Annotated in this window: 17 protein-coding genes; 9 read left to right on the plus strand and 8 right to left on the minus strand. The window is 46.6% G+C overall.

Annotation, left to right across the window (positions count from 1 at the left end; all coding sequences use genetic code 11):
• Positions 1 to 17 precede the first annotated feature (17 nt).
• On the plus strand, positions 18 to 1,229 hold the full coding sequence (locus HGH91_RS07835; protein ID WP_168737933.1) for a nucleoside permease: 1,212 nt from the start codon (positions 18 to 20) through the stop codon (positions 1,227 to 1,229).
• Between the two features lie 76 nt (positions 1,230 to 1,305).
• Here HGH91_RS07835 and HGH91_RS07840 read toward each other — a convergent pair whose 3' ends face one another.
• Both HGH91_RS07840 and HGH91_RS07845 read right to left on the minus strand, forming a co-directional pair.
• Positions 1,306 to 1,983 carry a DUF6134 family protein gene (locus HGH91_RS07840; protein ID WP_168737934.1) on the minus strand — a complete coding sequence of 226 codons (678 nt, stop codon included), beginning with the start codon at positions 1,981 to 1,983 and terminating at the stop codon, positions 1,306 to 1,308.
• Between the two features lie 53 nt (positions 1,984 to 2,036).
• The gene (locus tag HGH91_RS07845; RefSeq protein ID WP_168737935.1) at positions 2,037 to 3,887 is read right to left on the minus strand and encodes a 2-oxoacid:acceptor oxidoreductase subunit alpha; all 1,851 of its coding nucleotides are present in this window, start codon (positions 3,885 to 3,887) and stop codon (positions 2,037 to 2,039) included.
• A gap of 284 nt (positions 3,888 to 4,171) precedes the next feature.
• Between HGH91_RS07845 and HGH91_RS07850 the strand changes: the two genes are divergently transcribed.
• Positions 4,172 to 4,912 carry a Bax inhibitor-1/YccA family protein gene (locus HGH91_RS07850; RefSeq protein ID WP_168737936.1) on the plus strand — a complete coding sequence of 247 codons (741 nt, stop codon included), beginning with the start codon at positions 4,172 to 4,174 and terminating at the stop codon, positions 4,910 to 4,912.
• A gap of 465 nt (positions 4,913 to 5,377) precedes the next feature.
• On the plus strand, positions 5,378 to 6,124 hold the full coding sequence (locus HGH91_RS07855; RefSeq protein ID WP_168737937.1) for a head GIN domain-containing protein: 747 nt from the start codon (positions 5,378 to 5,380) through the stop codon (positions 6,122 to 6,124).
• Positions 6,125 to 6,218: 94 nt separating this feature from the next.
• On the opposite strand, the gene HGH91_RS31205 is transcribed toward HGH91_RS07855, so the two are convergent.
• The 6 genes from HGH91_RS31205 to HGH91_RS07890 form a co-directional block, all read right to left on the minus strand.
• Positions 6,219 to 7,616: a 2'-5' RNA ligase family protein gene (locus HGH91_RS31205; protein ID WP_247651690.1), complete on the minus strand. Its 1,398-nt coding sequence runs from the start codon at positions 7,614 to 7,616 to the stop codon at positions 6,219 to 6,221.
• 9 nt (positions 7,617 to 7,625) lie between these two features.
• Positions 7,626 to 8,894, minus strand: coding sequence for a kynureninase (gene kynU, locus HGH91_RS07870; RefSeq protein WP_168737938.1), 1,269 nt, complete (start codon positions 8,892 to 8,894; stop codon positions 7,626 to 7,628).
• A 389-nt stretch (positions 8,895 to 9,283) separates the two neighbouring features.
• Complete coding sequence (locus HGH91_RS07875) at positions 9,284 to 12,838, minus strand: efflux RND transporter permease subunit (protein WP_168737939.1); 3,555 nt, start codon at positions 12,836 to 12,838, stop codon at positions 9,284 to 9,286.
• A 29-nt stretch (positions 12,839 to 12,867) separates the two neighbouring features.
• On the minus strand, positions 12,868 to 13,989 hold the full coding sequence (locus HGH91_RS07880; RefSeq protein ID WP_168737940.1) for an efflux RND transporter periplasmic adaptor subunit: 1,122 nt from the start codon (positions 13,987 to 13,989) through the stop codon (positions 12,868 to 12,870).
• A 35-nt stretch (positions 13,990 to 14,024) separates the two neighbouring features.
• Entirely contained in the window at positions 14,025 to 15,383 is a 1,359-nt protein-coding gene (locus tag HGH91_RS07885; RefSeq protein WP_168737941.1) for a TolC family protein, read from the minus strand.
• 4 nt (positions 15,384 to 15,387) lie between these two features.
• Positions 15,388 to 16,053, minus strand: coding sequence for a TetR/AcrR family transcriptional regulator (locus tag HGH91_RS07890; RefSeq protein WP_168737942.1), 666 nt, complete (start codon positions 16,051 to 16,053; stop codon positions 15,388 to 15,390).
• Positions 16,054 to 16,162: 109 nt separating this feature from the next.
• On the opposite strand from HGH91_RS07890, the gene HGH91_RS07895 reads away from it, so the two are divergent.
• The 6 genes from HGH91_RS07895 to paaN all read left to right on the plus strand — a co-directional run bounded on the left by HGH91_RS07895 (position 16,163) and on the right by paaN (position 23,527).
• The gene (locus tag HGH91_RS07895) at positions 16,163 to 16,771 is read left to right on the plus strand and encodes a DUF502 domain-containing protein (protein WP_168737943.1); all 609 of its coding nucleotides are present in this window, start codon (positions 16,163 to 16,165) and stop codon (positions 16,769 to 16,771) included.
• A gap of 97 nt (positions 16,772 to 16,868) precedes the next feature.
• On the plus strand, positions 16,869 to 17,849 hold the full coding sequence (locus tag HGH91_RS07900; protein ID WP_211092246.1) for a zinc dependent phospholipase C family protein: 981 nt from the start codon (positions 16,869 to 16,871) through the stop codon (positions 17,847 to 17,849).
• Positions 17,850 to 18,003: 154 nt separating this feature from the next.
• Positions 18,004 to 19,116 (plus strand): 3-phosphoserine/phosphohydroxythreonine transaminase, encoded by a 1,113-nt coding sequence (gene serC / locus HGH91_RS07905; RefSeq protein WP_317166813.1) that lies wholly within the window; start codon positions 18,004 to 18,006, stop codon positions 19,114 to 19,116.
• A gap of 138 nt (positions 19,117 to 19,254) precedes the next feature.
• On the plus strand, positions 19,255 to 20,499 hold the full coding sequence (locus tag HGH91_RS07910; RefSeq protein ID WP_168737944.1) for a DUF1015 domain-containing protein: 1,245 nt from the start codon (positions 19,255 to 19,257) through the stop codon (positions 20,497 to 20,499).
• A 200-nt stretch (positions 20,500 to 20,699) separates the two neighbouring features.
• Positions 20,700 to 21,776 (plus strand): tetratricopeptide repeat protein, encoded by a 1,077-nt coding sequence (locus HGH91_RS07915; RefSeq protein ID WP_168737945.1) that lies wholly within the window; start codon positions 20,700 to 20,702, stop codon positions 21,774 to 21,776.
• A gap of 95 nt (positions 21,777 to 21,871) precedes the next feature.
• Entirely contained in the window at positions 21,872 to 23,527 is a 1,656-nt protein-coding gene (gene paaN / locus HGH91_RS07920) for a phenylacetic acid degradation protein PaaN (protein WP_168737946.1), read from the plus strand.
• Positions 23,528 to 23,530 lie beyond the last annotated feature (3 nt).

Below are 23,530 nucleotides of genomic sequence, written 5' to 3' on the forward strand. Positions count from 1 at the left end.
ATTAAGTATTAGTCGTTATGAGATTAGCTGTTAGGGTACAACTATCGTTTATGATGTTCCTCGAATTCTTTATCTGGGGAGCCTGGTTTGTTACATTGGGCACTTTCGTGCTGAAGAATCTGCAAGGCACCACCGACAGCCAGGTGGGAGTGGCATTTCTGACCCAGTCTATTGGTGCGGTGATAGCCCCGTTCATTGTAGGTATTATTGCCGATCGTTTTATTTCCGCACAAATTATCCTGGGCGTCATCCATCTGCTGGGAGCTGCGCTGTTGTGGACCTGTTCCGGCATGACTAGCTTCGATAGTTTTTACCCGTTGCTGCTGGCGTATATGATCCTCTACATGCCTACACTGGCGCTGGTAAATTCTATTTCCTTCCGGCAAATGAGTGATCCCAGCAAGGAGTTTTCTTTTATTCGTGTATTCGGTACCGTAGGCTGGATCATTGCAGGCCTGTTGATCGGTTGGCTGAACTGGGAAAAAACCAATTCACTCGACCTCACCTTTAAAATGGCCACAGCAGCATCTGTATTATTGGGGGTGTTCAGCTTTACCCTGCCCAAAACGCCACCAGCAAAGAAAGGCACGGAAATTTCTGTCAGGGAAATCCTGGGACTGGATGCTATTCGCATGTTGAAAAACCGTTCTTACCTATTGTTTTTCCTGTCCTCTATCGCCATCTGTATCCCGCTGGCATTCTATTATAATTTCACCAACCCATTTTTGAATGAGATAGGCATGAATGCCGCTGCCGGCAAGCAATCTATGGGTCAAATGTCGGAGTTCCTGTTTATGTTGGTAATGCCCCTGTTCTTTGCGCGCCTGGGCGTAAAGAAGATGCTGGGATTAGGTATGCTGGCCTGGGTAATCCGGTATACCCTGTTTGCCTATGGAAATATTGATGCCAATTACTGGATGCTGATTGCAGGTATTGTGCTCCATGGCATCTGTTATGATTTCTTCTTTGTAACCGGTCAGATTTATACAGATAAAATAGCGGGAGAAGAATTCAAGAGCTCTGCCCAGGGTTTTGTAACGCTGGCCACTTACGGCGTAGGTATGCTGATCGGATTTTTAATTTCCGGTCCTATCGTGGAGTCTTATAAAACAGCTAATGGCCATAACTGGCAGCATATCTGGCTAATTCCTGCGGGTATTGCCGCAGTGGTACTGGTGCTGTTTATGTTATTTTTCAGAGATAGTAAGCAAAGTAAGGAGGCTCATTAATATTCATTGATTTCTATAAAAGCAAAAGGGTTATGCGATCACATAACCCTTTTGCTTTTATAGAGATGCTTTGTATTTAACTCACTTTTACGAAGATGGCTTTACCAAAGGAATGGTTTACTTCTACCAGTACCAGTGTACCGTTTTCATATTTATATACGTTCTTTCTTCCTTCGGGTAATATGAGTTCATACATGCCCCCACCTATTGACTTCACCGGCAGAAATAGCCCGAGTGTTTCGGAGAAGACCCGGCTCAGCTGCTTGGGCTCCGCAAAATAGAGATCTGCCACGCAGGCTTCTATTTCGGCATTGTCCAGCGTTGACTTTTCACCATTGACTATAATCGTATATTCTTTCCCGTTACGACGGGTAAGTGTTTGCTTATCTTCCCCATTTTTAGTGATCCGGGAAGATTTGGCCGTATTGAGCACGTTGTTACTGTATTCATTTACGATGTCGCTGTTTACCTTAGACAACATCACTTGTATACGTGTTTTGATAACGATGCTTTTTGTTTGCCCGTTTACTTTCCTGTTAGCTTCTATGGTGCCGACTGCATGGTTAGCTACGCGTACTTCGAAAGTATTGGTTTGTGCATATGCCTGCGCATACAGTACAGCTGATGTTATAACGGTAAACAATACACGAAAAAGGTTATTCATAATACCTGGCTTGATCAAAAAATATTTTTTATAGAGATAGGTAGCTGTAAATCCTCTCCCCATATAGGAAAATACAAAAAATCCTGTCACGATAGACAGGATTTTTTATTGTGTGCCATAAATAATATCTGGTGACTGGCAGACTAAGCCAGCATTTCTTTGATCTTGGTAACCAGTTCGCCTTTAGTGATGGGTACGCCCATGATCTTATTATAACCATGTGCATCGATCAGAAACTGGTCGCGGATAATTTTGATCAATTGACCGTTATTGATTTCCGGAATCAGCACTTTATCGTAGCTGTGCAGAATTTCGCCGAGGTTCTTCGGGAAGGGGCGGATATGGCGGATGTGTACATGCGCCACTTCGTGTCCTTCGGCCAGCAGGTCCAGTACGGCACTCTTGATAGCGCCGTAGGTTGATCCCCAGCCGAGTACGAGCACTTTACCTTTTTCCGGACCCAGCTCTATCTTCTGCAGTGGAATATGTTCTGCTATTTTATCAACTTTCTCCTGGCGAATTTTCACCATTAGCTGGTGATTTTCCGGATCGTAGCTTACGTTACCAGTGATATTTTGCTTTTCGAGTCCACCGATACGGTGTTCCAGGCCGGGAGTGCCGGGCACGGCCCAGGGTCGTACCAGGTTTTCATCGCGGTGGTAAGGCAGGAATTGCTCCTCTCCTTCCTCCAGTCCTTTCTTAAACTTCACTGCAATCTGCGGCAGATCGGCTGCTTTAGGGAAGCGCCAGGGTTCTGAACCGTTGGCAATGTATCCATCGCTGAGGAAGATAACCGGTGTCATGTGTTGCACTGCGATACGAAATGCTTCAAAAACGGCGTCGAAGCAATCTGCTGGTGTAGAAGCCGAGATCACCGGCATCGGACATTCGCCGTTACGGCCATAATAAGCCTGTAAAAGGTCGGATTGTTCCGTTTTGGTAGGTAGGCCGGTAGAAGGTCCTCCACGTTGAATGTCAACAATTAAAAGCGGAATTTCGAGCATTACCGCCAAACCCATGGCTTCGCCTTTCAGTGCCATACCCGGACCGGAAGTAGTGGTAATTCCCATATGTCCGCCATAGGAAGCGCCGATAGCGGAAGTAATACCGGCTATTTCGTCTTCCGCCTGGAAGGTACGGATACCAAAATTCTTGAAGCGGCTCAATTCGTGCAGGATATCGGAAGCCGGTGTAATGGGGTAAGTACCCAGGAACAGTGGCAGATCAGCTTTCTGTGAAGCGGCTACGAGGCCGTAGGCCAGCGCCGTGTTACCGGTAATACTGCGGTAGGTGCCGGGTTCCATGCGGGCTTTTTCCACGCGATAGCGGGTGGTAAAGGCTTCTACGGTGTCGGCAAAGTTATAGCCGGCATGCAGCACTTTCAGGTTGCTTTCCAGTATTTCTGGTTTTTTTCCGAATTTCTCTTTGAGGAACGTTTCGGTATTTTCCATGTTACGGTCGTACAGCCAGTAGAGGAAGCCCAGTACAAACATGTTTTTGGCCCGGTCTTTCTCTTTCATGCCGAGGGAAGAATCTTTCAGGGCTTCCCTGGTCATTTTGGTAACGTCCATGGTATGCAGCTGGTAAGCTGCCAGTGAACCATCTTCCAGGGGATTTACTCCTTCCGGATAGTTGGCGAGACGGAGGTTTTTAGCATCAAAGCCATCAGTATTGGCCAGGATGATGCCTCCTTTTTTGAGTCCCTTGAGGTTAGCCTTCAACGCAGCCGCATTCATGGCTACGAGCACATCGCAGGCATCTCCAGGGGTGAATATCCTGTTAGATGAAAAATGTAGCTGGAAACCACTCACACCTGGTAAGGTTCCTATTGGGGCACGTATTTCGGCCGGAAAATCCGGGAATGTGCTGAGGTCATTACCAAATAAAGCGGTATTATTTGAAAACTGGGTACCTGTTAACTGCATCCCATCTCCACTGTCACCCGCAAATTTTATCACTACATCCTCCAGCTGTTGAATCGAAGTATTAGGCATCTATTTATTCTTTTAAAGGTATTCTTTATTTAAAGATGTAAATTTAGGTAATCGGCCGGTGTTATTGTGCTATGAGGCAATATTATTCCCGATCCGATTACAAAAGTACACAACTTTAGTAGACTATTATGGCTTAAAGCCGGGCCGCTCATTACTTATTGTTATGGGTGATAACATGAAGTTATTGGTTATAAAAATGCTAATTTTGGCCGGATTTGAGGGATATAAACGCCCTGGTATTAAATCAAATCGTATTTTTAACCCATAAATTTAAACTATACTTTATGGCACTATTTCAATCGAATAACCCTGTACTGAAACAAAGTGTGTTTGACAAAGCTCCTCATATGGTGGGAGAAACCATGACTATCCGTGGTACTGTTAACAAAATGTCCTTTATGTTGCTGTTATTGATGGCAGCGGCAGTTTTTTCCTGGGGTCAATTTTTCAGAAACGGCAGCTCGGTGATGCCGCTGGCTATAGGTGGCGCTATTGGTGGTTTTATACTTGCCATGGTGATTATTTTCAAAAAAGAATGGGCTGGTTACCTGGCTCCTGCCTATGCGTTGGCAGAAGGATTATTCCTGGGTGCTATCTCCGCAATTTTTGAAGCCCAATGGCACGGTATCGTGTTACAGGCGGTTGGACTTACCTTTGGTACTTTTATCGCCATGCTGGTATTGTACCGCACGGGAGTTATCCGGGCAACAGAACGTTTTAAAGCTATTGTAATGACTGCTACCCTGGGTATTGCTGTTTTCTACCTGATAGCCCTGGTACTGCGTTTGTTTCATATTGAAATGCCGTTAATCCACAGCAGTGGTACTTTCGGTATTCTTTTTTCACTCGTTGTGGTGGGTATTGCAGCCCTGAACCTGATCCTCGACTTTGATATGATTGAACAGGGAGCTGCACAGGGTGCACCTAAATATTTTGAATGGTATGCTTCCTTCGGGTTAATGGTAACCCTGGTTTGGTTATACCTGGAAATATTGCGCCTGCTGAGTAAGTTGAACAGAAGATAATCACTTCTTCAATACACTTGAAAGCCGTCACCCACCAGGTGGCGGCTTTTTTATTTGCGGATAATCGATCCCGTTGTTTTGTTAATATCTTCCAAAAGATATGTTAAATGCAGGAGCTTGAAATATTATGGCACCGTAATTGCAAAATCGATCCATAACATCAGATACTTTACATCTTGAGGAGCAGGAAGCAAAGACTTTGAATAAGCCTACAACTGTTACTACCAGTGTAAATTAACTGAGAACGATATTCAACAAGAGCAATAGTTTGTTTTCATAGGGGTTAATCAAAAAGCCGGTTCCGTACGTCTGTACGGCCGGCTTATTTCTTTTATACGGATGATTATATCCCCTGCCCATTTCTCTCCTTTCTTATTTAGCCACTCCCGGGAAATTTAACTGCGCCATAGGGGTATCGCTGTTGGTATACGTCATTTTTTAAATCGACCCCTTAAAACAGCAATTATGAAGAAGCAATTTATTATCACATATACCAGTTTAAGTATCGGATGGCTACTATTAATGATAGTGATCTTCAGTATTATACTGTCCAGCTGCAACAAGGACAATATTTCCGGATCTGGCAATGTGGTGAAGGAAACCCGCAATGTGGGTGCATTCACCGACCTGGAGGTATCAGGGCCTTTTGAAGTACGGCTAATACAGGAAGGCAATGGCGCTGTGGAGATCCGTGCAGAAGACAATATTATTGGTGTAATAGAAACGGGTATCCACAACAACAGTTTGTTTGTGCGTTTGCGTAACCGGGTAAACCTGCGCCGTCATTTGCCCATAAAGATATATGTGCACAACTCCATTTTTCAGCGGGTGAAATTTGATGGCAGCGGTTCTTTAGATAATAAGGATACCATACATACTTCCCTTTTCAAGTATGAGCTAAACGGCAGCGGGGATGCCTCTCTGGTGCTGAATACAGGGGACCTGAACACCACTGTTAATGGGTCGGGGAATATTGGATTGAAAGGACTGGCTACTACCTTGAACAGTGAGATCAATGGGAGCGGGAAGATAGCAGCGATGAACCTGGAGGCGCAGAATGCGATTATTACCATCCGGGGTTCCGGCGATCATGCGGTGTATGTGCATAAAAACCTGGAGGCGAGGATTTATGGAAGCGGGAATATTTTCTACACCGGGGAAGCCAGTTTGATAGCCGATGTAAAAGGTTCCGGAAAAATTATCAAGCAATAATTTCGTATAGCCTACATAGTTATACTGTCTGTGTTTATAACGAAAAGGCCCCCGCATCTGCGGAGGCCTTTATTATTTGAGGATGGTTCCTTTATCAGGCGCCACCTAATTTGCATTTCTGCAGCACTTCCCATGATTTTCCGTTGTGACGGAGGAAGTAGAGGTTATTTACCTTAAAGGTAGCCTCGTATTCCTTGTTTTCATATTCGGGCCATGCTTTATTAAACTGGTCATCTTCCAGGTCTTTAAAGGCCACGGTAACGTGTGGTGTAAATCCTGTACGTGCCAGCATGGTACTGAAGCCAAATTCCTTACGCAGGAAGTTGATCAGTTGACGGTGCATAGCCGACATGGTTTCACTCTTTTCCACGTTGATGAAGAGTACACGGTTTTGTTTGTTCGGGAAAGTACCGAAGCCTTTCAGGGACACTTCAAAAGGAGCCTGTGTTTTGGCAAACTCTGTCAGTTCGTCGCAGAAAGCTTTTTCCAGTGCCGGATCAGCCGTGAAAGGTACCTGCAGGGTAATATGCGGCAACACTTTCAGTGCGTACATAGGACCGTATTGTTCTGCAAATTCCTGTTTGATCTTTATAATTTCTTTACCTACTTCTGCAGTTGGCAGGAGGGCGATAAAGTAAATTTTATTATCTGGTTTAGGTTCAAAGCGTTGAGGTCTTCCACCCTGTCTTGGGCTTCCGCCGCCGCGATTGAAGCCACCACCACCGCCACCGCGATTGTAGCCACCGCCACCGCCGCCACGGTTGTAACCACCGCCACCGCCGCCGCGATCGTAGCCACCGCCACCGCCGCCACGGTTGTAACCACCGCCGCCACCGCCGCGATCGTAGCCACCGCCACCACCGCCACGGTTGTAGCCACCGCCACCACCGCCGCGATCGTAACCGCCACCACCGCCACCGCGATTATAGCCGCCACCACCACCTTCACGGTTGTAGCCACCACCACCGCCTTCACGATTGTAGCCGCCACCACCTTCACGGTTGTAGCCACCGCCACCGCGATCGTAACCGCCACCACCGCCTTCACGATTGTAGCCGCCACCACCTTCACGGTTGTAACCACCGCCACCGCGATCGTAACCGCCACCACCGCCTTCACGGTTGTAGCCGCCACCACCTTCACGGTTGTAACCACCGCCGCCGCGATCATATCCGCCGCCGCCACGGTTGTAGCCACCACCACGATCGTAACCACCACCGCCGCCGCGGTCATACCCGCCGCCTTCACGGTTGTAGCCACCATCACGGTTATAGCCGCCATCACGATTGTAATCTGTACGCGGACGATATCCGCCTTCACGATTGTAACCAGAGCGCCCTTCAGAGCCGCCACTGTTGTAGTCGGGTTTGCCGCCTTCCCGCTCGTTGTTTAAGTTGGGTTTGTCATCGCCTTTCTCCTTATTGGGATCATTCTCTTTGTTGGTATCAGGAGAATAAGGCCTGCGGGGGCGTTCGTTTCTCTCAAAATTCATCTTACTTAATTAAGCGTTTGAAGCAATATTTGCTATGATTTCATAAAAATGAAATACGTCCTGATAGGAATTATACAGGGGTGCCGGTGATACCCTGATAACTCCAGGCTCTCTCCAGTCAACGATTATACCGGCATCGGTCATCCGTTGATGTATTTCTTTACCGCTGTTCATAAACAGCAAAGATAGTTGAGCGCCGCGTTCATTACAATTTTCCGGTGTTATAATCTGGAAGTTTATGCCTTTTAACTGTTGCAGCAGGAACGCAAGATAACCAGTCATTCCAATGCTTTTGCTAAGTAAAGCGCCGATACCGGCCGCTTCAAATAATTCCAGGGATGCTTTCAGGCTTACCATATTAAACACCTGAGCGGTGCTTTGTTGCCATCCTTCAGCTTCTTTTTTAGGCACAAACCCCTTTTCCATTTTAAAACGTGCACTCTCTTCATTGCCCCACCAGCCTCCTAATCTAAGAAAATCACGGTTGCTGGCATGTTTCTCATGCACAAATGCGCCTCCTACCGCGCCAGGACCGCCATTCAGGTACTTATAAGAGCACCAAACGGCAAAATCTACGTCCCAATTGTGCAATTCTACCGGTATATTTCCAGCTACATGTGCCAGGTCGAAACCTGCGTAAGCACCTGCCTCGTGAGCAGCAGCTGTTATAGCGGGGATATCAAAAAACTGTCCGGTATAGTAATTTATACCTCCAAATAAAACCAGCGCTAAGCTATCACTTTCCCGGTTAATAATCTCCAAAATATCTTCTAATCTTATCAAACTTTCTCCTGGTCGGGGAGAAACTTCTATCACTGCACTTTCCGGGTCAAATCCAAAGAACTTTACCTGCGTTTCAACTGCGTATTGGTCACTCGGAAATGCTCCTGCTTCCATTAACACTTTAAACCGCTGTTTGTTTGGCCGGTAAAAACTTAACATCATTAAATGCAGGTTCACCGTCAGCGTATTCATTACCGTCAACTCCTGCTGGCTGGCTCCTAATAAGCCCATCAACGGTTTACTGCAGTATTGCTGATAATATAACCAGGGATTTTTAGCCTTCCAATAACCCTCCACCGCACATTGCTGCCAATCCGCCAGTTCCTGTTCTATAGCCACCTTCACGTTCTTAGGTTGTAATCCGAGCGAGTTACCACATAAATAAATCGCATCCTTCCCGTTACGCTGTGGAAAATAAAATTGATCTCTGAATTTATGTAGAGGATCCTGTTGGTCCCTTTCTCTGGCAAAAGCCAACGTCGCTACGTACTCCATGGTCTTCCAATCTTACGCCTTAGTTTTCTCTCTTAATGGCGGTACTTTGGTTTTGTCAAGTTATCCCCTATACTATTATTGTAATATATCTATCTCTCATTACAGGCTAAATGGCCTAACCAACTATTTAAAACAGACTGTCTCTTAATATTTTATTGCTTAATTATCATATGGCATATAAGGCTAAGGCTGTATATGGCTAGTAACGTGTCAATTGTCTGTGGGTCAAAAGTAATAAAGGCTATTCAAATGCCACTCATTCCAAATGTTAAAATTTGTTAATGAGAAGAAAAATCTATTTCCAGCCCGAATATACAAAAAAAATCCGTCCCGAAGAATCGGGACGGAGACTGTTAACCTACAACTGTTACACTGTATTGAAAAAAAACTTAATTCACAGAGATGCCATCTACCTTTTTCTTACCCCGTATTTCCTCTACGGTAGCTTCAGGCTCAGGGAAGAAACGATAGGGCTTGGGCGACAGATACTTAGGATCATGCATCTTCCTCACTTCATCGCGCTTCATAAATATCTTCATCACCAGCACCAGGAAAGGCACATATTTAAGCCACCGGGGCAGGTTATACCGATCCAGCACATCGATAGACCGTTTGTTCATCGCATACATCACCGGTACCAGGATCAGGGTCAGGAACGTGGCAAACACGAGCCCGAATACCATGGTCCAGGCTAAAGGTCCCCAGAATGCCACGTTATCTCCCCCAAAGAAAATATGCGGATTAAACTCGCTGAACAGGGAAGCAAAGTCAATATTAAAGCCCACGGCCAAAGGAATCAGTCCCAATATAGCCGCTATAGCGGTCAATATTACCGGCGTCATACGGGTTTTACCCGCTTCCACTACCGCATCATATACCGGCATATTCTGCTGGATCAGCAAATCGGTAAACTCTACCAACACGATACCATTACGTACCACAATGCCTGCCAGGGCCATAATACCTACCCCGGTCATTACAATGGAAATGCTCATCTTAAAGATGGAGAACCCAAGGAATACCCCTATGATACTGAATAATATTTCCATAAAAATGACCATCGGACGGCCAATCGAGTTAAACTGGGTTACCATGATCATTAAAATCAATCCAAAAGCCCCCAGCATCGCCATCATCAGGAAGTTCATGGTTTCCTGCTGGTCTTCCTGCTCCCCGGTCATCTTAATCAATACGGAAGCCGGGTGACTGAAATCATGCAGCGATGTTTCGATATGCTGCACTACTTCATTGGCATTAAAGCCGGTCAACACGTTGGAATACAACGTAATCACCCTTTTCTGGTCAATACGTTTGATACCCGCATAGGTATTGGAATAGTGGATATCCGCTACTGCCGACAAAGGTACCTGGCGAACCACGCCTCCCATATTCATATCCCGGTATACCAGGTTCAGGTTCATCAGGTTATTAATATTATTACGCTGATCTTCCCTCAATCGTACCATGATCTTGTATTCGTCTTTCGCATCACGGATCTTGGAGGCTTCAAACCCGAACAAGGCCGTACGCAAAGCCCCTCCGATCTGGCGGGTAGAGATTCCCTGGGCATTGGCCCGTTCCCGGTCGATGTTCACCACGATTTCCGGTTTATTGGCTTCGAAATCGCTTTTCAGCTCTTCCACCCCACCAATCTGCAGGGAATCGAGGTAACGTTTAAGCCGGAACGACGTGCTGGTGAGCTCATCGAAGTTATCGCCACTGATTTCAATATTGATCGGCTTACCGGTTGGCGGTCCGCCCTGCTCCTGCTCTACCGTGATATTCGTTCCAGGTATACCCTTTACCGCTTCACGGATCTTGTCCAGGTATTGTACGGTGGATTGCCCGTTCCTGGCACTAAATTCCACGAAGGCAACGGTTACCTTACCTTTCTGCGGCTGTACGCTCAGGTCCATCTGGGAAGGATCTCCGGCGCCTTTAGCCACATTGGAAATAATAGATTCAACGATCGGGTTCTTAGCACCTACCACTTTGGTAATGCGGCTTTCCACGATACTGGTAATGGAATCTGTATATTTCTGGTCGGTACCATTTGGTAATTCTATATAGGTATAAATGAAGTTAGGATCGGCCTGCGGGAAGAATACCACTTTCGGATTTCGTATAGCTGTTAGCATAATACTGAAAATCAGCAATCCGAAAGTAGCTATCACAATCCATACCGGGCGCCATCCCAATAAACACCATTTCAAAATACGTTTGTAGCGTTCCTGTACTCTGGGCCAGAAGTTGTGCTGGAAGCGGCGGGCCACGCCACCCAACCAGAAACGTTCCAGTACAATCAGCAGGTATACGAATATGACAAAGTTGCCTGTGCCCACGCTGCCATTGGCATATCCCATCAGGGCTATAAAGGCGAATACGCCGGAAAGAATAGCAAACTTCTTATCGAACCTGGGTTTAGGGTGATTTTCGCCTTCATGCCTATCCATGAAATCTACCGCAAATACCGGGTTAATGATATAAGCCACGATCAGGGAGGCTCCCAGCGTAGTGATGAGGGTTACCGGCAGGTAGAACATGAACTTACCGATTACCCCGGGCCAGAAAAGCAGGGGGAAGAACGGCGCCAGTACCGTGAGGGTACCCGAGAATACCGGCAGGAACACCTCTCCCGCCGCTATCTTGGCGGCTTTCACAATACCCAGATCCCTTCGTTCATTATAAATACGGTGTACGTTTTCTATCACCACAATCGCATCATCCACCACGATACCCAATGCCAGCAGGAACGAGAACAGAACCATCATGTTGAGCGTAAACCCATACATCGGCATCAGCAGGAATGCGATGAACATGGAGATAGGCACCGACAGGGCAACGAAGATCGCATTCACTGCCCCCATGAAGAACATGAGGATCACTGTTACCAGCAGGAATCCGATAATGATGGTATTAATCAGGTCGTGCAGGGTTACGCGGGTAGATTTCGACTGATCGGCCGTGACGGTCACTTCCAGGTTTTTAGGAAAGTAATTTTCCTTCATATCCTTGGTGATGGCCTGGATCTTATCAGATGCGTCGATCAGGTTTTTTCCGCTCTGTTTAATAACGTTGAGGGTAATTACGTTCTTTCCCCGGAGGCGGGCATAGCTTTCCTGTTCCAGGAAGCCGTCTACCACCGTAGCTACATCTTTCAGGTAAACGGTGGCGCCGGATTGTCCGCGTACAATGATATTCCCAATCTTGCCCGGGTCTTTATATTCACCTTTTACACTGAGCGTACGTTTCTGACCATCCATGGCCACGAGGCCACCGGAGATGGTAATGTTTTCGCCCTGTATAGCGCCAATAATATCGTCAAAGCTGATCTGGGCCGCATCCATCTTGTATTTATCCACATTGATCTGGATTTCGCGTTCCAGCTCACCTACCAGGTCCACACGGGTAATTTCATTGAGCGCTTCGATGCGGTCCTTCATATCATCTGCATACTTCTTCAGGGTTTGCAGATCGAAATCACCCGACAGGTTCACGTTCATGATGGGAATCTGCGATACGTCAATCTTCACGATCTGCGGTTCCTGGGTCAGGTTCTGTGGCAGATCTTTTTTAGCATCATCTACTTTTTCGCGTACCTGCTGACGGGCCGCTTCTATATCTTCATTGGCGTTGAACTCGATGGTGATAGCAGAGAAGTCCTGCATAGAAGTACTTTTGATCTTCTTTACACCGGAGATGCCGTTGAGTTGTTTTTCGATAGGTTTGGTTACCGTCGTTTCCATATCTTCCGGAGAAGTACCGGCGTTGATGGTGTTGATATAGAACTGCGGGAACACTACCTCAGGAAACTGTTCCTTTGGCAGGCTATTATAGGTAAGAATACCGGCAAGTGCAATGATAATGGTGGCAACGTATACGCTTACCTTGTTATCAATGGCCCAGCTGGTAGGCTTAAATTCTTTATGGAGATTATCTTGCATACACTTGGTTTTAGCCGTTATCGCCAGCTTTATAATTTAATCAGGTCGTTATCATTCAGCCCCTGAAAACCGGTAGTCACAATTTTATCACCGTTGGTCAACCCGCTTCTCACTTCTGCTTTATCGTTGTACGTGCGGCCCATTTCGATGTTTTTGCGTTGGGCGATCATCTTACCGTTGGTGTTCTGCGCTACGATTACGTATGGCTTTCCGGCGGTGTACTGGATAACGCTTACCGGGATCACAACTGCATTTTTAGCGGTGTAGTCAACAATCCGGATGTGCGCAATCATGTTAGGACGCAGTACATTATCGGGTTTCAGCGGTACTTCAATTTTGATGGTCCGGCTCAGCGGATCGATGGTCCGGGAGGCGAAGCCGATATTGCTCCGTATTTCCCGGTCAATATCCGGGAAGGCGATAATAACGGCATCTCCTGTTTTCAAAAAGCCGGCATAGGCTTCCGCCACGTTGGCGGTTACTTTCAGGTTGTTAGCATTTACCACGCGGAAGGCAGGTGTGCCCGGGGCAGCATTATCTCCTACTTTAGCGATCACCGCGTCTACAGTACCGCTGATAGGAGCAATGATGCGGGTTTGCGCCTGTTGGTCCTGGAGGGTGGCCATTTTCCTTTCCAGGCTTTCCTTTTGGTTTTTAGCGTTCAGGTATTGTACTTCAGAACCTATTTTCTGTGCCCAGAGGTTCTTTTGTTTTTCGAAGAGAGTATTAGCCAGGTCCATCTGGGTGCGGAGTTCGGCCATATTGGCTCTAAGTACCTGGTCGTCTACCTGTGCCAGTGTTTGTCCCTGGGCTACCTGTTGTCCTTCTCTTACGAGGATGCTGGTAATTACACCAGGTACGCGGGCAGAAACGTTTACGTTTTCACGGGCATCTACACTACCCTGTACATCGATATAATGTTCGAATAAGGTATCTTTTACTTCTGATACCGTTACATCTTTCATTTTGAGTACGGTATCTTTCACGCCTGCTTCTTTTTCAAGTGCGGCAATCTTCTTGTCGATATCTTCATTATACTTCACTTTCTCCTGCTTCAACTGTTGCAGTTTTGCTGCTTTATTCTCGCCACCACCACAGGAAGCCAGTACCAAAGCGAGGAAGGGAACCAGGAAAGAATATCTTGTTGTCATATGAGTTGTAGTGAATAGTGATTGTAATAATTAAGCTATAGTTTGCCGTATGATTTCAGCAGATCTATTTTTGCGACGATGGCGTTGAACAACGCGGTGAAATAGTTATTCTGCGCGGTGAGCAGATCATTTTCCGCAGTGGTCATCTCCAGGCTGGAACCTACGCCCTCCCTGTATTTCACCTGTGTGGTGTGGTACACGTCCTGTGCCAGTTGCATATTCTTTTCCTGTGCTTCCAGCGTCAATACGTTGTTGCGGAAAGTGGAGGAAGATTGTTCTCTTTCGAGATCGATTCCCAGCTTGGTATTTTCAATAGCTACTTCACTTTTCTTTACTGCCAGCCACGCCTGGTCTACCTGCCGTTTGCGCTGTAGCCCGGTGAAGATGGGAACAGACAGGTTCAGTCCTGTATTTACATACCCGTACCAAACCTGGCTCTGGAAGTAGTCGAATTTATCGCTGCCCCGGAGCGCACCGGTAGCGCCAAACAATTGCAGGGATGGCAGTGCTTTCATCTTATATCTTTTCAGATCATATTCATTCGCTTTCTTCTGGGTCTGGAGCAACTGGTATTCTATACGTTGGGAATAATCGAATTTGTCCATGTCCAGCACGTCGGCTACAATCTTTTCTGTAGAAAGTGTATCCGTTAACGTTATAGGCTGTTTCAACGGCATGCCCATCTGGTATTTCAGGGAGGCGGTACCAAGTTCAACCAGGTTGCGGAGTTTGGTTTGTTCCGTTTGCAGGTTGGTGTATTGTACTACCAGCCTGTCTACGTCCAGCTTTTCTGCCATCCCGTTTTTATAGATTTCTTTGGTTTCTCCGAGGATTTTTTCCAGGGAGGCAATATTTTCAGACAGAATAGCCAATGCTTTATTGGCGGAGAGTACATTATAATAGGCTTTGTATACGGTAGATTTTACATCTATTTCCGCTTTGGCGACGTTCTGCGCCACCAGTATTTCCAGTGTTTTGCGGGCCTGCAGGGCTACGAGTACGCTGGGATCGAAGAGTGTTTGGGTTACCCGGAGCTCACCCAGCAGGTTGTTTTTAAGCTGGAATGATACGGCAGTAAAGGAATCGACAGGAGAACCAAAGTTCCGGGTATTGAACAATTGTTTCTGAACGATTGGATTGTACTGATAGGAGCCGGTTCCTGCAACGGATGGCAGCGCCATGCCGGCCACCTCTTTGTTCTTGGCCAGCTGAATCAGTTCGTCCAGTTTAGCGGTTTTGACGGAGCTCTGGTTAGCCAGCGCATAGTCTACCGCTTGTTGGGCAGACAGGCTGATGGGCTCCGGGTTTACCTGCTGCTGGGCAATGGCGGCAGTACCCATAAACAGCAACCATCCGACAAAAGCCATACTGGTGAGCCTTTTGATTGATAGCATAGTATTATTTATTTTGCGATAGTTGTTTATATTTTTCAATAAGCTGGTATCCTTCCAGAGAAGCCACCCCGTATAAAAAATTTTCCAACAATACTTTCTGCACTTTCATCATATCATAGCCTGCGGGGAAGACTTCGGGTTGAAAACAAATCATGCAGGCATGGATCCGGTACTGTGTTAATATTTTAATGTCCAGGTCCGGGCGGTACACCTTTTCGCGGATACCTCTTTCCAGGTTTTCGCGGATCATGGTGGTAAGTGTATTATTCTGGTAGTCCAGGAACAGTTGATAGGCTTTTGAGTGAAACTTTTGCAGATCGAGGATAATAACCGGGTTCATGTTACGTATCCGGCGATCCAGCATGTCCATTACCAGGAACAGCTCCTGTATTGCATCTTTAGATTGCTCCCTGTCTGTAAAGCACTCTTCTTTCACCTGCACGATGAACCGGTCAATGGTTTGGGTCACCATATCATCTTTATCGGTGAAATGAGCATACAGTGTTTTTTTGGAGATGCCCATTCTTTCGGCGATATCGTCCATGGTGATAGAGCGGGTACCAAATTGACGAAACAGGCCAAAAGCCGTGTCCATGATGCGTTCCTGTACTTCCATACTTGTTTCAGGATAACCTTTGTTATGCTGCACAAAACTATGGAAACTTTCCAAACTTCCAAAGTTTCCAGTAATTATTTTTTACATGTAGTAACATTCATTTAAGCAGTGGTAGCTTTCAGCTTTGCGCTTTATTGTCTAATTTGCAGTCTAATCTTGAACCATGTCGCCAAAGCTTAGATTTAAAGTATTTGCATCGAGACTGTTGCGTTACTTCTTCCAGGGATTACTCATCCTGGCACCGATAGGGATTACGGCGTTAACCTTATACTGGGCTTTCGTTACCATCGACAATATAATACCCAAGGAGATCATCCCGGAGGATGCCTCCTTCAGTTTCCTGAAATACAAGGGAGTGGGATTTGCGTTGGTATTGCTGTTGATCGTTGTGGTGGGTTATCTTAGCTCCTCCTTTATTATCGGGCGGATCTTCGATCTGTTTGATCATTTACTGGAGCGTACTCCATTCATAAAATACATTTATACCTCCATCAAGGACGTTTTTGATGCTTTTGTGGGTGAGAAGAAAAAGTTTGATCACCCGGTATTGGTGCAGATTTACGGGATAGATGTGTGGGAAATGGGGTTCATTACCCAGAGCGATGTCAGCAGCCTGGGGCTGGAGGGCTATATGGCCGTGTATGTACCGCATGCGTATGCCATTACCGGTAAAGTTTTTATGGTCCCGAAAGAAAGGGTAAAACCGTTGACCAACATCTCTGCAGGCGAAGCGATGAAGTTTGCCGTAAGCGGAGGTGTAACAAATATTTAATTATTCCGGTATTCAACGGGTGGTGTTAAATAACGCGACCCGTTGGATATTGGGACTGGTAAAATAGCTATATTCGTGTACCCAAAAATATAGCTATATGTTAACCCAATCCCGTTTACGTATTACCGTAATCTTTAGTGTAATAATATTATCATATACCGATGCTGGTGCATGGGGCTTTTTCGCGCATCAGCGTATTAACCGGCTGGCGGTATTTTGCCTGCCGCCGGAGATGATGGTATTGTATAAGCCGCAGCTGGAGTACCTTACCACGCATGCCACTGACCCTGATAAGCGCCGGTATGCAGTAGCGGCGGAGGCGCCGCGGCATTTCATAGACATTGATTTGTTTGATACACCGCCGTATAACAATATCCCCAGGAACTGGGCTGATGCGGTAGCGCGGTACACGGCCGATACGCTGCGTCGCAATGGTATCTTACCCTGGCATCTTGAAAAGATGCTGGCTTTGCTCACTGCTGCGTTCCGCGACAGGGACCAGCAGCGCATCCTGCGTTTATCGGCCGAATTGGGCCATTACATGGCGGATGCGCATGTACCATTGCATGCCTGTTCCAATCATAATGGGCAGCTGACAGGGCAAACCGGCATCCACGGTTTGTGGGAGTCGCGTATCCCTGAGTTGCTGGCCGACGAGGAATTCAGCTACTGGGCCGGGAAAGCCATATATATCGCGGAGCCGCGGAAGTATATCTGGGACGTGATCCGGGTAAGCGGCATGGCGGCAGATACAGTGTTAAGATGCGAGAAGCAGCTGAGCCAGGCGTTTCCACCAGCCCGCCGGTTTGCTTATGAAAACCGGAATGGCGTGTTGGTACGCACTTATGCTGACGACTATACGAAAGCATATGCAAGGTCTATGGGAGACATGGTAGAGCGCCGCATGCGGCAGGCCATTGGCGCGGTAGCCGCTGCCTGGTATACCGCCTGGGTCAATGCAGGGCAGCCGTCCCTGCAGGCATTGAGCCATACAACCCTTACCCCATCGGAGTTACAGGCATTTGAACAGCTGCAACAGCAGTGGGGGAAAGGGAATTTAACCGTCAGAGAAGAGTAAGAGCGCTAAAATATTTATAGTAATTCTAAATAATTAGAAAAGAAATTTTATCTTTGCCCATACCATCTTTTAGCCTATCCTACACCACGCGCCTTACAGGTTTTAAAATACCCGTGCCGTTTTTTTTCCGTTTCCTTAGAAAAACCAAAACAAAGTGGAAAGATCAAAAAATGAATTTAATCTGAATCGCAACATGAAGGTGCATAATTTTAACGCAGGTCCTTCTGTATTACCCAACGAGGTATTGTACAAAGCCAGTAAAGCGCTGATTGACTTTGAAGGGTCAGGCATGTCGATACTGGAAATTGGTCACAGAACGGAACCGTTTATCGCGGTGATGGACGAGGCGCGCAACCTGGTGAGGGAATTGATGCAGCTTGATGACGACTTTGAGGTACTCTTCTTACATGGAGGAGCTACCACGCAGTTTATGCAGGTGCCTATGAATCTGCTGGAAAGCAGTGAAACAGCGGCGTATGTAGATACCGGCGTATGGTCCAACAAGGCCATCAAAGAAGCCAAAGTGTTTGGTTACGTTGATGTAGTAGCCAGCTCTAAAGAAAGCAACTACAATCACATTCCAAAGCAGTTCACCATTCCGCCGCAGGCCAGCTACCTGCACATCACTACCAACAATACCATTTATGGTAGCCAATGGCATTTGACCCCGGTGACCGACGTACCCCTGGTAGCTGATATGAGTAGCGACATCATGAGCCGCAGCATGGACTTTAACAAGTACTCGCTGATTTATGCCGGTGTACAGAAAAACATGGGCGCTGCCGGCGCTACCATGGTAGCCGTACGCAAGAGCATCCTGGGCAAAGTGAATTCCCGTAAGATACCCGGTATCATGGATTACCGCAATCATATTGAAAATGGTTCCATGCTCAACACCCCTCCCGTTTTTGCTGTATACATCAGCATGCTTACACTGCGCTGGCTGAAAGAACAGGGCGGTATTCCTGCCATTGAAAAAGTTAATGATAAAAAAGCAGCCTTGCTGTACGATGAAATTGACCATAATCCACTGTTCCGTGGCACCGTGGCAAAAGAAGACCGTAGCAAGATGAACGCCTGCTTTATTATGGATAAACCGGAAATGGAGGAAGAATTCCTGAAATTCTGTAAGAAAGAAGACATTGTTGGTATCAAAGGACACCGTCTCTCCGGCGGCTTCCGCGTATCGATGTATAATGCCCTGCCTTATGAAAGTGTAGAAGTGATGGTAGAAGCCATGAAATATTTCTCCCTGAAAAAGGCCTGATAAAAAATTAAGATATCTCTCTTTACGGAGTTGCGGATAGTTATTTTATAGATAACTCCCCGTAACTCCGTAATTCGTTAGGGATAAATCGTTATTTTTAATTATAACATTTACCCTCAAAAATTATATATCTATATCATGGCTATTATCAGACCATTTAATGGATTAAGACCCAAAGAAGCATTGGCCGCCCAGGTAGCAGCAAGACCTTACGACGTACTCAGTTCGGAAGAGGCCAGCATCGCTGCAGCCGGTAACCCGCATTCATATTATCATGTTTCTAAATCTGAAATAGATTTACCCGAAAATATTGATACCCATAGTCAGCAGGTATATGATAAGGCTGCAGAAAACCTCCACCGCCTGGTGCAGGAAGGTGTACTTTTCGCAGAAGCACAACCCGCCTATTATATCTATAAGCTGGTAATGAACGGTCGCGCACAAACCGGCCTGGTATGCGTTTCGGCTATAACCGATTACAACAACGGTATCATTAAAAAACATGAATTTACCCGGCCCGACAAAGAACTGGACCGGATCAATCATATTAAAACTACCAAGGCACAAACCGGGAACGTATTCCTGGCTTACAACGATGTACCGGAATTAAATGCCCTGATAGACCGCTGGCAGGAGCATAACAAGCCGGTATACGATTTCACTGCCGATGATGGCATCCAGCACACCGTTTGGGTGGTAAATACACCTTCAGCCGTTCAGGACATCACGACCCTCTTTGCGGAGAAAGTGCCTTGTACCTATATTGCTGACGGGCATCACCGCGCCGCCTCCGCCAGCCTGGTACAAAAAGAATTTGAAGCTGCCGGCAAAATCACTTCTATAGAAAATCCGGTCAACTACTTCCTCACCACCATATTCCCGGCCAGCCAGCTGGCTATCCTGGACTACAACCGGGTGGTAAAAGACCTCAACGGTTTGAGTAAAGAAGCCTTGTTGTCCCGGCTCGACTACGATTTCACGGTTGAAGAAATCGGTCATCTGCCACAACAGCCCACCATGCTGCATGAATTCAGCATGTACCTGGAAGGCAAATGGTACCGCCTCGTAGCCAAAGAGGGCACTTATACCACCGACCCAATTGGCATCCTGGATGTAACCATCCTTTCCAATAATATACTCGACAAACTGCTGGGCATCAAAGACCAGCGCACTGATAAACGCATCGACTTTGTAGGAGGCATCCGCGGACTCGGGGAATTGGTAAAACGTGTAGACAGCGGGGAAATGAAAGTAGCATTTGCCTTGTACCCCGTTACCATTCAGCAATTATTTGATATTGCCGACAGTGGCAATGTGATGCCGCCCAAAAGTACCTGGTTTGAGCCAAAGCTCCGCGATGGGCTCATCACTCATACTATTTAATGTCGTTTTAATATGGTTTTTAATATCGTTAGTCCCCCGCTTAGTGGGGGACATTTTTATTTTGCCCATATTCCCTCATTTATTCAAATTATCATTTATAATAATATAAAACTGGCATTTTCTTTGTCTACCTGCGGATCGATTGATTGGCGGCACATTACCCCATTTTCCTTACTTTTACAACAAACGACAGACAAGGAATGAATAAGCGGTCTTCTTTATTGAAAGCATTTATAGTTGCAGGAGTTTTATTTTCGCAGGTAGTAGTGGCGCAGGATGCCAAAGAGTTGTACAATACGGCCACCGGCTTTATACGTACCGGAGATTATTCCAATGCTATACTGGTGTTGAACCAGGCCTTACAATTGGAGCCGGACAATTTTGAATATAAAAAGCAGCTGGGCTTTACCTTTTACCTGAAAGGAGACCTTGTAAAAGCCAAGAGTGTGATAGAACCTTTGCTGAACAGCAAAGAAGCAGACGTACAGGTATTCCAGATAGCTGGTAATATTTTTATAGGGCGGGAAGAATGGAAAGTGGCGCAGCGCATCTATGAACGTGGTATCCGCAAATTCCCTAACAGCGGAGAGTTGTACAATGATAACGGCAATATGCAGATGAACTTCAAGATGTATGATGCCGCATTGAAGAGCTGGATTAAAGGTATTGAGCAGGATCCGGGATTTCCGGGCAACTACTACAATGCCACCAAAACATACAGCTACAGTAACAATCCGCTTTGGTGCATATTGTATGGCGAAACCTTCATGAATATGGAAAGTTTCACCACCCGTACTGCAGAAATCAGGAACATAGTATTAGAATCCTATAAAAAATTATTCAATGATCCATCGCTGTTTGAAAGCGCGCTGACCGACGATAAAAAGGGAAAAAGAGGTGGTGGCAGCGACTTCGCAGAGGCATATAAAGCCTGTATGGGCAAACAGATCAGCGTAGTAACGGGCGGAATAGATCCCGATGCTTTGATAATGGTACGTACCCGTTTTCTGCTGGACTGGTTTAATTTTTATGGTATGAAGTATCCGTATGCGCTCTTCGACTTTCAGCGTAACCTGTTGCAGGAAGGTCTGTTTGAGTCTTACAACCAGTGGTTATTTGGCCCTGCTTCAAATCAGGCCAACTATAAAGCCTGGGTAGGACTACACAAACAGGATTACGATGCCTTCCAGAAGTTTCAACGCAGCTCCCCATTAAAGCCAAGACCGGATGAGTATTACAACGATGGGAAGTTTACGCTGATTAATTCGGGGTACTAGTATTTGGATATTTTTTGGATTTACCCGTATAGTCATTTAGTTGCTGTAGCAACTGAATGACTAAATCCGTAAATTGTAAATCTCAAAATCTGAATATGCTCGTTACCAAACACCAAAACACCATCAACAACGCGGTAAAGGCGAACCACGAAAGAACTTTTTACTCGCAATACCCGGAGCACCCCAAAGCTTACGGTGAAGAAGCCCATGCAAAGGGCGTTCAGAGTTACCAGCAACTGCTGGGCAAACCCTTTAAACAGTTACTGCAAACCGGAGAAACAGGCTGGAGCGGAGAAGAGGTATCTCCTTATACCCAGGAAGTTCTAGGCGTGAGCTATCCCAATTTTGCGGTCAGCGATTTACTTAGCAAAGCCGCCGAGGCGGGAAAAAGCTGGGGCAAGCTGCCGGTAGCGGAAAGAGCGGGCGCCCTCACCGAAACGCTGGAGCGTATCAAAGATTATTTCTTCGATATCGCCAATGCCACCATGCATACTACCGGGCAAAGCTTTATGATGAGCTTCCAGGCTTCTGGTCCGCATGCAAATGACCGGGCGCTCGAAGCCATTGCCACCGGTTACCACGAGTTACAACGCTACCCTCCCCACCTGGAATGGGAAAAGCCAATGGGTAAAACCAGCATCAGGCTTTATAAAACGTTTAAGCCCATTCCCAAAGGCACCGGCGTGGTGATTGGCTGCTCTACCTTCCCGGTATGGAATACCCTGCCTGGTGTATATGCAGACCTGATTACCGGCAACCCGGTCATTATAAAACCACATCCGAAAGCGGTTCTTCCCATAGCCATCGCCGTTAGCGCCATACAACAGGCATTACAGGACAACGGGTATGATCCTAACATATGCCAACTGGCAGCCGATAGCTCAGATCACCTGATTGCCAAGGAGCTATGCGAACATCCGGACGTCAGACTCATTGACTACACCGGCGGTAGCGCCTTTGGTAACTATATAGAGTCCCTTCCCGGAAAGACCGTATTTACGGAAAAAGCAGGCGTTAATTCCGTTATACTGGATAGCGTAAAAGAACTAGGTCCCGTTATTGAGAACCTGGCTTTTTCTGTTAGTCTGTATTCCGGGCAGATGTGTACCGCACCACAGAACTTCTTTATCCCCGAAAATGGGATCAATACCGCCAATGGACATATATCTTTTAATGACGTGGTACAACAGTTCAGGGACGCGATAGTGGGTCTGGTCAACCATCCTAAGATGGGAGCAGGCACCCTGGGCGCCATACAAAACGACCATACCCTGGTGAGGGCCAAAGAAGCCCGGAACCTGGGCGGTAAGCTCATACTGGAAGGCGGTCCGGTAGCCAACGAAGAATTTAACAAGGCCAGGATATGCTCTCCTACGATACTGGAAGTAAGCAGTGCGGATACCGCTATTTACGAGAAAGAGCTGTTCGGCCCTGTTATCCTGATCATTAAAACCAGGGATACCGACCATAGCATTCAACTGGCCAGACAGATGGCAGTTAAATATGGCGCTATCACTTGTGCCGCCTACGCTACCGATACGCATACCAAAGACAAAATAGAGGAAGAAATGAACAGCGTATTCACCCCTGTATCCTTTAATCTTACCGGGTTTATCTGGGTGAATCAACATGCTGCATTTTCCGACTTCCATGTTACCGGTGGTAATCCGGCGGGAAACGCCAGCTTTACCAACCAGGAGTTTATTGTGAAGCGATTTGTGTGGGTAGGCAACCGGGAACTGGCTGAATAACAA

Origin of the sequence: Chitinophaga eiseniae, assembly GCF_012641265.1 — a bacterium.
GTDB lineage: Bacteria > Bacteroidota > Bacteroidia > Chitinophagales > Chitinophagaceae > Chitinophaga > Chitinophaga eiseniae_A.